Raw genomic sequence first — 14,619 nt, 5'->3', positions numbered from 1 at the left:
AGTGCGAGAATAGGACTACTAAGCTTTTACTTTTGTTCATGAGACTCACCTTCCAATAGCGCCAAGTTAAAATTCAACTTAGCCTCCGATGTGATGAGCACGTTTTTACCCATCAATTTTGGTGCTGTGACTATGACTTGGTTATCATCATTGTCAAAAATAGTCACATCGCGTCTATGGACCTTGGGTTCAGTAACCAGCACATAGGCTTGCCCCAAGGCATCATAGTGAATTGTGTTGCTTGGCACTTTATAGAGTGGTGTATTGGTGATAGGGAGCTCAAGCCGACTATGCAGGCCAACTAGTTCAGAGTCACTCACTTCTAAATCGACGATAAGCTTAAAAAGCTTACCAACGGCATTAGAGGGTAAACCTTTCTCTATAATTTTACCGCTTAGGCTTTTGCTTAGCGAAGGAATGGCTACGCGAACGGTTTGGTTAAGCTGTAAAGCAATAAATTCTTGTTCAGGGAGCTGAAATTCAGTTTTTAGCGTAGATAATGTCTGGAGTTGGAAAATTGGCTGTCCCGCTGAGACAACATCACCTGAACGAGCGTAAATATTGGTGACGATACCTTCCTTTCGAGCGAATATTTTGTTCTCATTCAGTGCATTTTTTGCCTCTTCAACCTGAGCTTGTGCTGCTTGGACTTGCTGGGTTGCAATATTAAACGCAAGCCTAGCGGACTCAAGCGCCGAATTTGCTATAAGCTTCTCCGTAAAGAGCTTTTTAGCTCGGTCGAAATCAAGCTGTGTCTTTTGCTCAGTACGTTTAGAACTGGCTAGTAACGCTTGTTTTTCACGTAGCTGGGCGCTCAGTCTTGGAGAATAGAGGGAGCCTAGCACGTCTCCTTTTTTAACTAATTGACCTGAATAGGCATATAAAGACTCAATTCTCCCTTGTGACAGGGAAGCAACATAGACGACATCACTACCTGTGATCCGACTATAAAAGTGCTTCATCGGAATAGTTGTAGCTAACTCTACAGGTACTGAAATAAGCATCGTTGAGCGTTTTTCTGCAGTAGTCTCTAGGTTTGAAGGATCACCGCAGCCCTGAAGCGTTAAGGTGATCGTCACTATTAATAGTCTAAAAAACATACACATACCCAAGCAAAACTTGTACGTTGCCAGAGGCATCAATAAGGGGAGAATCTTTTATTTCATCACCGTAACTGGTGTAACTAACATCAGCTTTAAGCATATGGTGTTTACCAAAAAACCAATCGCTTTGAATACCGACTTCGAGTGCAGTGCTGGATTCACCAAGGTAATAGGGTCGAGAACTTAATGCTTCGTTTACTCTGACACCATAGTAATAATCAACAAGGTCTTCACTTTGAAAGTTCGCAGCGATATACGGGTATACTCTGCCGTCAGCAAATCTAAATGGTACGCCATAGCTTACGCTGGCTTCATAGCCTTTGTGTGTACTGCTCACATCATGCATAAACTCGAATCCAAATTCACCAAAGCTAGTATCATATTCCGCTTCAAACCCAGCATCGAAACTCATATCTCTGTCTTCCATGCCAGTAAAGAACTTGCTATCAGCTGCCTCAAATCCATCTAACCGTAATTGAGCACCCACACTGATTTCAAATTGTTCGGCTTGATATAGTTTATAGGTTGCTCTTGGCCCTAGTAGGTTGAAGTCGCCATATTGTATGGCGATGGCCGGTACAAACTCTGTTTCATTTCCAATATCTATATAACCTTGGTCCTGAGCAATAATAGCGCCGCCGATCCCCCATTTTAGCGCTTCTGATTGGGGGTGCTGTTCAGCAAACGCTGACGAACAACAAAAGAATGAAAGAGAAGTAGTGATCGTTAATAGTAATCTAGCCATAGTCAGTATTCCTTGAGTTTAAGTAATCATGTTGATGTGGCTAGAATAGAAAAAGAAACTTTCTCGAAACTTACAGCTCAGTAATTAATCATATAAACTCAAAATTCCTTCGTTCGTATTGCCGTTATGACTGCAAAAGCTTAGTATCAGGTAACTTCGCAAGCGTTTGAGTGCTTGGTGTATAAGAATCAAAACCGATTTGCTGGATAATTTGCTATGAAACGCACTGCGTAAATAACGATAAAGTAAAATGCTATTCGGTAATCTAAAAAGAATAAAAGGGCGAACAATGAGTGAAGAACAAAACCAACCGCAGCAAGAGGCGTTAACACCAGAACAACAGCAGCAAAGATCAATACAATGGCAGCGTAGCTGCGTACAAGCTGCACAAAAACATCTCGCGGATAAAGGGGTGTTACCGCAGAGTATTATTGAAAAAGAATGTCGCTACATTGAACCATTGGTTGCGCTTTGGAAAATCAAAGGTCAAAACGGCAAAAAGTATTGGGTGATCACAGGTAATCTACCGACGGATCATATTGAGGCATCAGCAGCCGCTACAGCACGTGAAGCACTGCGCTATTTTTCATTCCATTGGCAGATGAAAGCGGAAGAAATTATGTCTGCAAAGCCAGTAGAAAAAACACAAGCCCAGTTTGCTAATCTACTAGTAAACCGAGCTCACGGTCTATATGACCTTTTCGCTAAAGATGAACTTTGGGCTAATGAAGCATCGTAAATGGTTCCATCTTGAGTGATTGGATAGGGCATTTCAAGCGCTGTCTTGGAATGCCAGCTTCCATAAATACGTGCCCATGCGTGGAAAACCCCGATTGTAAAAATTCGGGCACTTCATCCAAAATGCATTGGATAAAAACATCTTCAAAGCCTTTATCTTTTGCCAAGTCAACAAGCCCCCCAATCAACGACGCGTAGGCATCTCGATTTCGATGAGATTTGAATATGGCAATGCGGCTTAATAACCCATCTTCGCACAGTCGCCCTGTGCCAACTGGCCCATCGAGTTCGTCAATAATGATTAAGTGCTCAGCAGTGATATCCTGCTGATCAAACTCAACTTCTTTAGGAATGTGAAGTTCATACACAAACACGCGCTCGCGTATCGCTTTGAGCTCCAATTTTTTGGTTTGCCAAGTTACTCTACTGATCCTATAACTCATACTGCCCCCATCTACAGATTGCACCTGCATTCCCTGTTTAGCGACAAGCTAGAGCTTGCGAAAACCTCGAAGATCAAGGGTTTCGCGGCATATTGTTGTTTTTGTGAACGCGGCTATCTTGTTCTAACAGGCTCTACTCCCAGCCCTCATCGAAGTCAGCATCGGCTGGATCACTGTCTTCAACGAAGTAGGTCCCATCATTAATCAGTTTAGTTAACGTTTGTTTAAATTCCAAACTATTTAATGCAGGAATTATTGCATTAAACTCAAACACAACATGATCGCTTAGCTGTTTTACGGCATCTAAACAATGATGGTCTAATTCATAGTTTTCACCATTAACACTGAACAAAATATGATCGTCACAGATTTGGTAAATAGCACGTACTCCTCCAGCGCGATAAACCAACGGGTTATCTTTGGCGATCTCGAGAAGCTCCTGAGGATCAATTATGGGGTCTAATGGCGCGAGGTCCATCTCATGTTTTGGTTCGCTGAGTGTTTTTCCAAGCCATTGACTGTATAGTGCCTTATCTTCAAGTAAAGCATTGAGCAGAGACTTTATCTGTTGTTGGTCGCTGCAGGTAACTTCGCCAATAGACGCTCTGAGTTGCAATTCTGGATCGCTAAAACGGCGTTTGCCAGCTTCCATATCAATTACGTGATCAGCAAAGCTTGAAAGCAAGTCTTTTTGATCAGGTGCTCTAAAGCCAACTGAGTAGTTTAAAGCATCCTCAACTGCGTAACCTTCGTGAGGACAAGCTGGTGGAATATATAAGATATCACCCGGTTCAAGGACTGCATCAATGACTGCGTCGAATTGCCCTACTTGTAATAGACTCTTGTTGCGCGCAAATTGCTTTAGGCTGTTGTCCCGTTCGCCAACTCGCCAGTGACGTTTACCTTGTCCTTGAATTATAAAAACATCATATTGGTCTAAGTGCGGACCAACGCCACCACCAGGCGTCGAAAAGCTAATCATCAAGTCGTCTATGCGCCAATTTGGTATAAATCGAAATGCTTCTATTAGCTCTGCGGCTTGTGGGTGCCAGTGATCAACAGCTTGGACCAATAGAGTACTGTTGCTATCAGTGAGTAAATCAAATTGTTCAAAAGGGCCGTGATGGGCTTCCCAGTTATCATTGTGATTAGTAACAATTCGAGACTCTATGCAGTCTTCAGTTGCAAGGCCGGCAAGTTCTTCAGGCTCAATTGGGTCTTCAAAATCTTGGAATCCTTGCTTGATGAGTAGTGGCTTCTTCTGCCAATACTGGGCAAGAAATTGTTCGAAGGTAAGGTCATTAATTTGCAGTTGATACATTGGGAAATTCCAGTAATAAAAAAGCGAAAGAGTGGACTCTTTCGCTTATTCTAAACCAAGTAGTAAAAAACTAGTGTCGCTTTATACTTAGTTTAGTTCGTCAATGAACGCTTCAGCACGACCGATATAGTTTGCTGGCGTCATTTCTTTCATTTGTGCTTTTACTTCATTTGGCAAGTCTAGGTTATCGATGAAGTCAGCCATGATTTCTTTGTTTACGCGTTTACCACGAGTAAGATCTTTTAGCTTTTCATATGGCTTTTCTATACCGTACTTGCGCATTACCGTTTGGATTGGCTCTGCAAGTAGTTCCCAGTTATCATCAAGCTCAGCAAGTAAACGCTCAGCATTAACTTCTAACTTGCTAACGCCTTTTAGCGTTGCTTGATACGCGATAAGCGCATAACCCATACCAACACCTAAGTTACGTAGAACCGTTGAGTCAGTTAGGTCACGTTGCCAGCGTGAGACTGGTAGCTTTTGTGCAAGATGCGCAAAGATAGCGTTAGCAATGCCAAGGTTACCTTCAGAGTTTTCAAAGTCGATAGGGTTAACTTTATGAGGCATTGTTGAAGAACCAATCTCACCAGCAATGGTTTTTTGCTTGAAGTGGTTTAGCGCGATATAACCCCAAACGTCACGGTCAAAGTCAATTAAGATAGTATTGAAGCGTGCAATCGCATCGAATAGCTCAGCGATATAGTCATGCGGTTCGATTTGCGTTGTGAACGGATTCCAAGTTAAACCAAGACTTGATACAAAGCGTTCACTGTGTGCATGCCAATCGTAATCTGGGTAAGCGCTGAGGTGAGCATTATAGTTACCAACGGCACCATTGATTTTACCAAGCATTTGTACGTTAGCGATTTGCTGACGTTGACGTTGCAGACGAACATACACGTTTGCAAACTCTTTACCCATGGTTGATGGTGAAGCAGGCTGGCCGTGTGTACGAGTCATCATTGGAATTGACTTATACTCAACCGCTTTGTCTTTGATTGCGTTCAGTAGCTCATCACAGTATGGCAGTAAGACAGTGTCACGCGCTTCAGTTAACATTAGGCCATGAGAAAGGTTGTTGATGTCCTCAGAGGTACATGCGAAATGAATAAATTCATTGACTGCATTTAGCTCGGCATTGTCAGCGACTTTTTCTTTAAGAAGGTATTCTACAGCTTTAACGTCGTGGTTAGTGGTGCGCTCAATCTCTTTTACGCGTGCTGCGTCTGCTTCGCTGAAGTTTTCAACGATGCTATCAAGAAGTGCGTTGGCTTCATCGCTGAAAGCAGGTACTTCTTTAATGGCGTCGCTGCTCGCTAGCGCTTGTAGCCAACGAACTTCTACGATGACGCGGTATTTGATCAAGCCAAATTCACTGAAGATGCTTCTCAGTTCTTTGGTCTTGCTACCATAGCGACCATCCACAGGAGAGATAGCGGTTAACGCTGAAAGCTCCATAATAACTCCTAACTATTTGTTTTTGAACGATACTTAGATAGTGGTATTAGAACCACTACGAATTTTATACCAACTTGATTAATTAAGTGGTCTACTTTGAGGCGATAAAATCTAGTCGATAACACCGCTTCCGCATCCTGCTCACGCCAAGGCACCTACATCCATATAGGCAAGGCGAAAATTTTGCTATTTAGTTGTTCTAAATAAGAAATTTTTAACGCTGTTAGCGTCAGATCTGCTCCTTCAAATTGAGCAAGTATTAAGACAAATTGATATTATATATAACTCTTTGCAGCAGTAATGATTTTCTTTTTTGCAAAAAAGAAATGACGACGTTTACCACCGAGCTGGCGCCACAGTACTGCACTACGGATCCCCGCAAGTAATAGCGCCCGAATTTTTTGTTGTGTTGCTGTTTGTTTTAATAACTCAGGCTTACCGAATACTTGGATCTTAGGGCCAAGGGGGCTTATTACTTGACCGTAAATGTCGGCAAGTGCTGCAACAACTTGGCTTTCACAGATATCAAAGTGTAATAACTGGCGCTCAACTTGCTGAATTTTTTGTGCTAATAAATCAAGAGATTTGCTATCGTTACTTAGCACTCGCTCTAATTGCATCATAGCGCCAACATACTTAACCATTTCAACGTCTTTTTCGCCGCCAGCCGAAAGCTGCTCGATTAGCGTTCGACAGCCTGTTTTGATGGCAAATTTGTCTGGGTAAACGTCCTCAGGGCGTTCAGGAGAAGTATTAATAATGCTTTTTAAAAAGCCCTCAACTTCGTTTTCATTGAAGGTGCCGTAACGCGCACATTTTTGTACCAGTTTACTGATCTGACACATTGCCGCCAGAGGCATTACGTATTGGTTTTGCATTATTTAATCACCGACTCAATAATACCGCCGCCAAGGCACACGTCATTTGTGTAGAATACCGCAGATTGTCCGGGAGTTACGGCTTTTTGTGGCTCATCGAATAGCACACGTGCCATGCCATCTTGGCCAACTAGTAACGTACAAGGAATGTCGGTTTGGCGATAACGTGTTTTTACCGTGCAGCGAGTTGTACCTTGCGGACCTACGCGGTCAACCCAATGTAGCTGATTTGCGTTTAAACCGTTGCTGAACAGGCGAGGGTGGTTTTTACCTTGACCAACAACCAGTACATTACGTTCGATATCTTTATCTACTACATACCAAGGTTCGCCGTTGCCTTCTTTAGAACCACCAATTAATAGACCCTTACGTTGACCTAGCGTGTGGTACATCAGGCCTTCATGTTCACCAACATGATTACCTTCACAATCTTCAATCACACCAGGCTGCGCGGGTAAAAATTTGGCAAGGAAGTCTTTAAATTTTCGCTCACCGATAAAGCAGATCCCGGTTGAATCTTTTTTATCGTGCGTGATTAGGCCTTGATCTTCTGCAATTTTACGCACTTCTGGCTTTTCAATTTCACCAACAGGGAAGAGTGTTTGCGCAATATGTTCATGGCTTAATGTGTAAAGGAAGTAGCTTTGATCTTTGTTCTCGTCATCTCCACGAAGCATAACGAATTTACCGTCACGCTCCGCGCGACGAACATAGTGGCCCGTTGCGATATAGTCCGCACCCAATGCTTCTGCTGCAAACTGTAAAAAGGCTTTAAATTTGATTTCTTTGTTGCACATGATGTCTGGGTTTGGTGTACGACCAGCCTTGTATTCTTCAAGGAAGTGTTCAAACACATTGTCCCAGTATTCGGCAGCAAAGTTTACGGTGTGTAGCTCAATACCTAACTTATCACACACTGCCTGAGCATCTTTTAGATCTTCAGCTGCTGCACAATACTCATCATTGTCATCTTCTTCCCAGTTCTTCATAAACAGGCCTTCAACTTGATAGCCTTGTTGTTTTAAAAGGTAGGCAGATACAGAAGAATCTACACCGCCGGACATTCCGACAATGACTTTAATGTGACTATTATCGCTCATAATTTCGCTATTAATCTTAATGCTCAGATAGAAAGCGCTTATTATACTCAAATCTCTTTAAATTGCACGTCCGTGAGGCGTTCAAGCGCAGGAGAAAAGTCCTAGTAGGAAATGCTAAAGCACTCGATATTCACCGTTTTTAAGATCGCCCAGACTATATTTGCCTATTTGTGCGCGAATAAGTCTAAGCGTGGGATGACCAATATGCGCCGTCATACGACGAACTTGTCTATTACGTCCTTCTTTGATGGAAATAGAAAGCCAGGTTGTCGGGATATTTTTGCGTTCTCTAATCGGCGGGTTACGTGGCCAAACATTGGGCTCAGTTATTACTTCTACTTTGGCAGGTAAAGTTGGACCATCTTTTAGTTCTACACCGTTTCTAAGCGCATTTAGGCTTTCGCTACTTGGCTCTCCTTCGACCTGAACCCAGTAGGTTTTATAGGTCGATTTTTTAGGAGAAGTCAGGGTGTTTTGTAATTTACCGCAGTTGGTCAGTAGCAATAGTCCCTCACTATCTCTATCCAAGCGACCTGCTGCATACACATCTTTGATATCAATAAAGTCAGCCAATGTTTGACGATTTTGATCATCAGTAAACTGACACAAAACATCAAAAGGTTTATTAAATAGAACGACTTTTACTTGCTCTGGCGGTAAGGCGGGTTTTGACTGCCGATTAGTTATTGGTTTTTTCCGCGTTGTGGTGTGTCTAGAGAATGCGGGCTTATTAGCATGTGATTTTCTTTTGTTATTTGTGCTGGCTCTACTACTTTTGTTCATCGCCACGTTCCTAAGGTTCACGAAAAATGGCATTTTAGCGTAATTGCTCGCGAGTGTCGCCTAAAAGCAAAAAGCGACCCTTGGGCCGCTTTTTGACTGTTATCCGAAGATTACAGTGACGCTAGTACATCGTTAAATACCGCAGAAGGACGCATAGCTGCGAACGCTTTGTCGTCTTCTGGTTGGTAATAACCACCAACATCCATTGCTTGACCTTGTGCTTCATTCAGTGCAGCAACAATATCAGCTTCTTTTGCTGTTAGTTCCGCAGCAACATTTTCAAACTTAGCTTTAAGCTCTGCATCTTTGTCTTGTGCAGCAAGCTCTTGAGCCCAGTACATTGCAAGGTAGAAATGGCTACCACGGTTATCAAGCTCTTTCACTTTACGTGAAGGTGACTTGTTTTCATCTAAGAATTTAGCCGTTGCTGCATCTAATGTATCTGCAAGTACTTGTGCCTTAGCATTACCCGTTGTTTGGCTCAAATGCTCAAAAGAAGCAGCAAGTGCAAGGAATTCGCCTAGCGAGTCCCAACGCAAGTGGTTTTCTTTTTCGAACTGTTGTACGTGTTTTGGCGCAGAACCACCCGCACCTGTTTCGAATAAGCCACCGCCATTCATTAGTGGAACGATAGATAGCATTTTTGCACTGGTACCGAGCTCTAAAATTGGGAATAGGTCAGTTAGATAGTCACGTAATACGTTACCCGTTACTGAAATAGTATCTTCGCCTTTTTTCATGCGCTCTAGTGAGTATTGCGTTGCATCTACTGGTGCTTTGATTAGGATTTCAAGGCCATCAGTGTCATGCTCAGGCAAATATGCGTTTACCTTTTTGATAAGTTCAGCGTCGTGAGCACGGGCTTCGTCTAACCAGAAAACGGCAGGTGTATTCGTTGCGCGAGCACGGTTAACCGCTAGTTTTACCCAGTCTTTGATCGGTGCATCTTTCACCTGACACATACGCCAGATGTCGCCTTCAGCAACGGTATGCTCAAGTAAAGTGTTGCCCGCAGCATCAACAACGCGGATTGTGCCAGCTGATGGCGCTTCAAACGTTTTGTCGTGTGAACCGTACTCTTCCGCTTTTTGTGCCATTAGACCGACGTTAGGAATTGTACCCATAGTACGTGGGTCAAATGCACCATTTTCTTTACAGAAATCGATAGTTGCGCCGTACACACCTGAGTAACAACGATCTGGGATCACAAAAGCAGTATCTTGTTGTTTACCTTCAGCATTCCACATCTGGCCGCTTGAACGAATTGCTGCAGGCATTGATGCATCGATGATCACGTCACTAGGTACATGCAGGTTTGTAATACCACGGTCTGAGTCTACCATCGCGATATCAGGTGCTGTCTCGTAAACTGCTGCAAGGTCAGCTTCGATTTCTTTGCGCTTCGCGTCGTCCAACGACTCAATTTTTGAGTACACGTCGCCAACACCGTTGCTTGCATCAACACCGATTTCAGCAAATGTCGCTGCATGTTTCTCGAATACGTCTTTGTAGAATACTTTTACAGCGTGACCAAAGATGATTGGATCTGACACCTTCATCATGGTTGCTTTCATGTGTAGCGAGAATAAAACGCCTTTATCTTTTGCTTCTTGTACTTGTGCTGCTAAGAATTCACGTAGTGCCTGTACACTCATACGAGAGGCGTCAATGATTTCACCTGCAAGTAGTGGCGTGCTTTGTTTAAGTACGGTGATGTCACCATTGATCGCTACGTGTTCAATACGAACATCAGTCGCTTCAGCAACCGTTACCGATTGTTCAGAACCGAAGAAGTCACCGTCAGACATTGATGCAACATAAGACTGTGAGTCTTTCGACCAAGCACCCATTGAATGCGGGTTTTTACGAGCGTAGCCTTTGACTGAAGTTGGAGCACGGCGGTCTGAGTTACCTTCACGAAGTACTGGGTTTACTGCACTGCCTTTGATTTTGTCATAACGTGCTTTAACACCTGCTTCTTCGTCTGTTTTGGCTTCAGAAGGATACTCTGGGAGCGCGTAACCTTTAGCTTGCAATTCTTTAATCGCTGCACGAAGTTGTGGAATTGAAGCACTGATATTAGGTAACTTGATGATGTTAGCTTCAGGCGTTTTAGCAAGTGCACCTAGCTCAGCGAGTGCATCACCAATACGTTGTTCTTCTTTTAAGTACTCAGGGAAAGTCGCAATGATACGTCCTGCAAGTGAAATATCGCGAGTTTCAACTTCGATATTTGCAGGTTTAGTGAATGCTTGGATGATTGGCAATAGCGAGTAAGTTGCGAGAGCCGGGGCTTCATCTGTTTTGGTATAGATAATTTTCGATGTCATCATCATTCCTAGATAGTTGTGGGCTGTTACGCCGTTCAACAATTGCTAATAGGACTAAGCAACGCAATTTTCACACTCAACAACGTGTTGTTGTAGCCGGTTTAAACTGGACCAGTTCACTAAGCGATTAGTGAAAGATGCAAAAAACCTCGACAATCCTCGTTAGAATCGATGTCTAGGTAGCGCAGCATTAGCAAGTTTGTTAGGTATTTATACTTTTGGCTTATCACAATAACTGGTATTCATTCAGCATTGAAATGCATCAAAGTAGCAATATCTAACCAACCTGAAATTGACTTTGCAAGCGTGCTTTAGTCTAACAGTGTTTGCATATGGGGGCTAATTATTAAATTTAAAGTGCAAAAGTGAAAAGTTATAACAAACTTGATAAAGGAAAGGCTGAAAATTTCTTTTAGATTTGGTGGAGTTATTCAAAGAGAGGAATAAGCGAGCACTCATGTAACCCGCTTTAGCCAAAAACTACTTAACACTTATACAACATCTTCCGTAATTGGAGCGATGTTGGTTGCGTGTAGACCCTTAGGTCCTTGTTGTAGCTCGAATGATACATCCTGACCAGCTTTAAGCGTCTTGTATCCATCCATTACAATCGTTGAGTAATGAGCAAAGATATCTTCGTCACTGCCGTCTTCTACGATGAAACCAAACCCTTTGGCGTTATTGAACCATTTGACTTTTCCGCAAGCCATACTTCTACATCCTTCTATAAGTTGACTAAATTAAAGTTAATCTACTCTTTTAATTTTGCTAAACTGCCCATAGATTAGACAGTCATGTAAGACTGTAGTTTATATGAGCAAGCAGTCAAGTTTTTTGCTCTTTTTTTTAACATTTTATTTATTTCTCAAATCTATTTGCTTGAGTATATAAGACAAGACTATATTTATTATGAGTGGGACAAAAGATTCTGGTGTATTGGACGCCGTTCGCGAGGAACAGAAGCAGCAGCTTCAACCGCCGCGAAAATATAAAGTGATTTTGAATAATGATGATTACACGCCCATGGATTTTGTTGTCGAGGTATTGACGACATTCTTCAATATGGATAGCGAGAGAGCAACTGAGGTGATGCTTGAAGTGCATCACAAGGGAAAAGCGGTATGTGGAGTATACCCTGCTGACATAGCCCATACTAAGGCTGAGCAGGTAAACCGATATGCTCGTGACAACGAGCACCCGCTGCTCTGTAGTTGTGAGCAGGAATGACCTATAAATTTCTTGTTGGGGGTTGCCAATGCTAAACAAAGACTTAGAACTTACTCTTAATGCCGCGTTTCGCGAGGCTCGTTCTCGCCGTCACGAATTTATGACGGTTGAGCATTTATTACTTGCATTGATCGATAACCCTTCTGCTAGTGAGGCGCTAGATGCCTGTGGTGTCGATATGGATACCTTGAAGCGCGAGTTATCAGAGTTTATTGATGAAACTACACCTGTTATTCCAGATTTAGAGGAAGACAGAGAAACACAACCAACACTTGGTTTTCAACGTGTGCTACAACGCGCTGTATTCCATGTTCAATCTTCTGGTCGCTCAGAAGTGACTGGAGTAAATGTACTTGTTGCTATTTTTTCTGAGCAAGAAAGCCAGGCTGTTTATTTACTGAAAAAGGCTGACGTGAGCCGCTTGGATATCGTTAATTTCATTAGTCATGGTATCTCGAAGATTGAAGATGATCACGAGCAAGAAGATCATGAAGAAATGCAAGACGATAGCGGTGAAATGCAACAGGAAGAGAAAACCAAGCTGGAAAATTTCACTTCTAATCTAAATATTCAAGCGGAATCTGGCCGCATTGATCCGCTGGTTGGTCGTGATGAGGAAGTTGAGCGTACGGTTCAGGTACTGTGCCGTCGTAAGAAAAATAACCCATTACTCGTTGGTGAAGCGGGGGTTGGTAAAACTGCGATTGCTGAAGGTTTAGCGTATCGAATAGTCAATAACCAGGTACCTGATGTAATTGCCGATGCAGTGGTTTACTCACTGGATATGGGGGCATTACTTGCGGGTACAAAATATCGCGGTGACTTTGAGAAGCGCTTTAAAGCGCTACTAAAAGAACTTCAATCGAAACCTCATGCGATATTATTTATTGACGAAATCCATACCATTATCGGCGCTGGTGCTGCTTCAGGTGGTGTAATGGATGCGTCTAATCTAATTAAGCCACTGTTATCGAGTGGACAACTTCGCTGTATGGGCTCAACAACATACTCTGAATTCAAAAATATTTTTGAGAAAGACAGAGCGTTAGTGCGCCGCTTCCAGAAAATTGATGTGGTTGAACCAAGTGTTGAAGATACCACTAAGATCTTACATGGATTGAAAGAGCGTTATGAAGAGCACCATGGTATTCGTTACACGCAAAAAGCGTTAAAAGCGGCTGCTGAACTCAGTGCTAAATATATCAATGAGCGTCACTTGCCTGACAAAGCAATTGATGTCATTGACGAAGCGGGCGCCAGTCAAAGGCTACAACCAACTTCAAGACGTAAGAAGACGATTAATGTGTCGGACATTGAAGCGATTGTGTCTAAAATGGCGCGTATTCCACAGCAAAGCGTGTCATCTAGTGATAAAGAAACGCTCAAGAATCTTGATCGTAACTTGAAGATGCTGGTGTTTGGCCAAGATGAGTCGATTGACGCGTTAACATCAGCAATTCGCTTATCACGCTCCGGTCTTGCTAATGAAGACAAGCCTGTAGGTTCATTCTTGTTTGCAGGTCCTACGGGGGTCGGTAAAACCGAAGTAACCAAGCAACTTGCTAAGTGTATGGGCATAGAATTTATTCGCTTCGACATGTCTGAGTACTCTGAGCGCCATGCCGTTAGCCGCCTAATAGGTGCGCCTCCGGGATACGTTGGCTTTGAGCAGGGGGGTCTGTTGACCGAGGCTGCAATCAAGCATCCTCATGCAGTGGTGTTGCTCGATGAAATAGAGAAAGCGCACCCAGACATCTACAACATTCTATTGCAGGTTATGGATCATGGTACGCTAACAGACAACAATGGTCGTAAGGCAGACTTTAGAAACATTGTGTTGGTGATGACAACAAATGCGGGTGTACAAGAGACTGTTCGTCAATCGATTGGATTCCAGCAGCAAGACTACTCTCATGATGCCATGGTAGAAATCAATAAGGTGTTCACACCAGAGTTTAGAAACCGCTTGGATAACATCATTTGGTTCAACCACCTAGAGAAAGAAGTTATCTTGCAAGTTGTGGATAAATTCATTGTTGAATTGCAAGCGCAGCTTGATAAGAAATCGGTTAATCTGGAACTTACGGCGCAAGCACGAGATTGGCTGGCAGATCTTGGTTACGACAAGGCAATGGGGGCTCGTCCAATGGCAAGGGTTATTCAGGACAACCTGAAAAAGCCACTTGCCAATGAAATTTTGTTTGGTCATTTGTCTGATGGTGGAACAGTGAAAGTTACGGTGAAAGACAACAAGTTGTCCTTTGATTACCAAACGGAAGCGGTGTCAGCATAAAACCTTTGAGGTATTTATAAAAGCCCAGCGTCGCTGGGCTTTTTGTTATCACTCAGTTTGATGCGGTATTACCGTCTCTCAAACTCAGTGTTAGTCGTTCGTGTATACTAATTGCTTGAATGAACTTGGTATACCTAAGTAACCAGAGATCTGTATAAGAACTAAAGCCGAGTAACCTTTATGCTCGGTTTCTTTGCTTG

The 14,619-nt window shown here is 42.9% G+C and carries 13 protein-coding genes; 3 read left to right on the top strand and 10 right to left on the bottom strand.

Annotation, left to right across the window (positions count from 1 at the left end; all coding sequences use genetic code 11):
• Positions 1-26: 26 nt before the first annotated feature.
• Entirely contained in the window at positions 27-1,100 is a 1,074-nt protein-coding gene (locus A587_RS0123080) for an efflux RND transporter periplasmic adaptor subunit (RefSeq protein ID WP_017219476.1), read from the bottom strand.
• The gene (locus tag A587_RS0123075; protein WP_017219475.1) at positions 1,090-1,848 is read right to left on the bottom strand and encodes a MipA/OmpV family protein; all 759 of its coding nucleotides are present in this window, start codon (positions 1,846-1,848) and stop codon (positions 1,090-1,092) included. Before A587_RS0123075 ends, A587_RS0123080 begins: the two co-directional genes overlap by 11 nt.
• A gap of 289 nt (positions 1,849-2,137) precedes the next feature.
• Here A587_RS0123075 and A587_RS0123070 point away from each other — a divergent pair, with 289 nt between their 5' ends.
• Positions 2,138-2,587 carry a DUF4826 family protein gene (locus tag A587_RS0123070; RefSeq protein ID WP_017219474.1) on the top strand — a complete coding sequence of 150 codons (450 nt, stop codon included), beginning with the start codon at positions 2,138-2,140 and terminating at the stop codon, positions 2,585-2,587.
• Here A587_RS0123070 and A587_RS0123065 read toward each other — a convergent pair.
• The 8 genes from A587_RS0123065 to cspD all read right to left on the bottom strand — a co-directional run bounded on the left by A587_RS0123065 (position 2,571) and on the right by cspD (position 11,609).
• Positions 2,571-3,029 (bottom strand): GNAT family N-acetyltransferase, encoded by a 459-nt coding sequence (locus A587_RS0123065; RefSeq protein ID WP_017219473.1) that lies wholly within the window; start codon positions 3,027-3,029, stop codon positions 2,571-2,573. The two genes, A587_RS0123070 and A587_RS0123065, sit on opposite strands and share 17 nt — an antisense overlap.
• Positions 3,030-3,162: 133 nt before the next feature.
• Positions 3,163-4,350 (bottom strand): ribosomal protein uL16 3-hydroxylase, encoded by a 1,188-nt coding sequence (locus A587_RS0123060; RefSeq protein ID WP_017219472.1) that lies wholly within the window; start codon positions 4,348-4,350, stop codon positions 3,163-3,165.
• A gap of 87 nt (positions 4,351-4,437) precedes the next feature.
• Positions 4,438-5,808: an adenylosuccinate lyase gene (purB, locus tag A587_RS0123055; RefSeq protein ID WP_017219471.1), complete on the bottom strand. Its 1,371-nt coding sequence runs from the start codon at positions 5,806-5,808 to the stop codon at positions 4,438-4,440.
• 275 nt (positions 5,809-6,083) lie between these two features.
• On the bottom strand, positions 6,084-6,686 hold the full coding sequence (hflD, locus tag A587_RS0123050; RefSeq protein ID WP_010379284.1) for a high frequency lysogenization protein HflD: 603 nt from the start codon (positions 6,684-6,686) through the stop codon (positions 6,084-6,086).
• On the bottom strand, positions 6,686-7,786 hold the full coding sequence (mnmA, locus tag A587_RS0123045) for a tRNA 2-thiouridine(34) synthase MnmA (RefSeq protein WP_017219470.1): 1,101 nt from the start codon (positions 7,784-7,786) through the stop codon (positions 6,686-6,688). The genes hflD and mnmA overlap by 1 nt, the downstream gene beginning before the upstream one ends.
• A gap of 114 nt (positions 7,787-7,900) precedes the next feature.
• Positions 7,901-8,569, bottom strand: coding sequence for a pseudouridine synthase (locus tag A587_RS0123040; RefSeq protein ID WP_017219469.1), 669 nt, complete (start codon positions 8,567-8,569; stop codon positions 7,901-7,903).
• 110 nt (positions 8,570-8,679) lie between these two features.
• Positions 8,680-10,899, bottom strand: a complete 2,220-nt coding sequence (locus A587_RS0123035; protein ID WP_017219468.1) for an NADP-dependent isocitrate dehydrogenase — start codon at positions 10,897-10,899, stop codon at positions 8,680-8,682.
• Positions 10,900-11,390: 491 nt separating this feature from the next.
• Positions 11,391-11,609 (bottom strand): cold shock domain-containing protein CspD, encoded by a 219-nt coding sequence (gene cspD, locus A587_RS0123030; protein ID WP_010379294.1) that lies wholly within the window; start codon positions 11,607-11,609, stop codon positions 11,391-11,393.
• Between the two features lie 199 nt (positions 11,610-11,808).
• On the opposite strand from cspD, the gene clpS reads away from it, so the two are divergent.
• Positions 11,809-12,126, top strand: coding sequence for an ATP-dependent Clp protease adapter ClpS (gene clpS, locus A587_RS0123025; RefSeq protein ID WP_010379297.1), 318 nt, complete (start codon positions 11,809-11,811; stop codon positions 12,124-12,126).
• A gap of 28 nt (positions 12,127-12,154) precedes the next feature.
• Positions 12,155-14,419 carry an ATP-dependent Clp protease ATP-binding subunit ClpA gene (gene clpA, locus A587_RS0123020; protein WP_017219467.1) on the top strand — a complete coding sequence of 755 codons (2,265 nt, stop codon included), beginning with the start codon at positions 12,155-12,157 and terminating at the stop codon, positions 14,417-14,419.
• The last annotated feature ends 200 nt before the right edge of the window (positions 14,420-14,619 follow it).

This window comes from Pseudoalteromonas sp. NJ631, assembly GCF_000276645.1.
Lineage (GTDB): Bacteria > Pseudomonadota > Gammaproteobacteria > Enterobacterales > Alteromonadaceae > Pseudoalteromonas > Pseudoalteromonas piscicida.
Note: the sequence above shows the minus strand (reverse complement) of the source record. Positions and strands in the feature narration are given on the sequence as shown.

Excerpts from the sequence above, each read along its gene's own strand:
- A587_RS0123035 (WP_017219468.1), bottom strand. The coding sequence starts at position 10,899 with ATGACATCGAAAATTATCTATACCAAAACAGATGAAGCCCCGGCTCTC.
- mnmA (WP_017219470.1), bottom strand. The coding sequence starts at position 7,786 with ATGAGCGATAATAGTCACATTAAAGTCATTGTCGGAATGTCCGGCGGT.
- A587_RS0123060 (WP_017219472.1), bottom strand. The coding sequence starts at position 4,350 with ATGTATCAACTGCAAATTAATGACCTTACCTTCGAACAATTTCTTGCC.
- A587_RS0123075 (WP_017219475.1), bottom strand. The coding sequence starts at position 1,848 with ATGGCTAGATTACTATTAACGATCACTACTTCTCTTTCATTCTTTTGT.
- cspD (WP_010379294.1), bottom strand. The coding sequence starts at position 11,609 with ATGGCTTGCGGAAAAGTCAAATGGTTCAATAACGCCAAAGGGTTTGGT.
- A587_RS0123080 (WP_017219476.1), bottom strand. The coding sequence starts at position 1,100 with ATGTTTTTTAGACTATTAATAGTGACGATCACCTTAACGCTTCAGGGC.
- clpS (WP_010379297.1), top strand. The coding sequence starts at position 11,809 with ATGAGTGGGACAAAAGATTCTGGTGTATTGGACGCCGTTCGCGAGGAA.
- clpA (WP_017219467.1), top strand. The coding sequence starts at position 12,155 with ATGCTAAACAAAGACTTAGAACTTACTCTTAATGCCGCGTTTCGCGAG.
- hflD (WP_010379284.1), bottom strand. The coding sequence starts at position 6,686 with ATGCAAAACCAATACGTAATGCCTCTGGCGGCAATGTGTCAGATCAGT.
- A587_RS0123040 (WP_017219469.1), bottom strand. The coding sequence starts at position 8,569 with ATGAACAAAAGTAGTAGAGCCAGCACAAATAACAAAAGAAAATCACAT.
- A587_RS0123065 (WP_017219473.1), bottom strand. The coding sequence starts at position 3,029 with ATGAGTTATAGGATCAGTAGAGTAACTTGGCAAACCAAAAAATTGGAG.
- A587_RS0123070 (WP_017219474.1), top strand. The coding sequence starts at position 2,138 with ATGAGTGAAGAACAAAACCAACCGCAGCAAGAGGCGTTAACACCAGAA.
- purB (WP_017219471.1), bottom strand. The coding sequence starts at position 5,808 with ATGGAGCTTTCAGCGTTAACCGCTATCTCTCCTGTGGATGGTCGCTAT.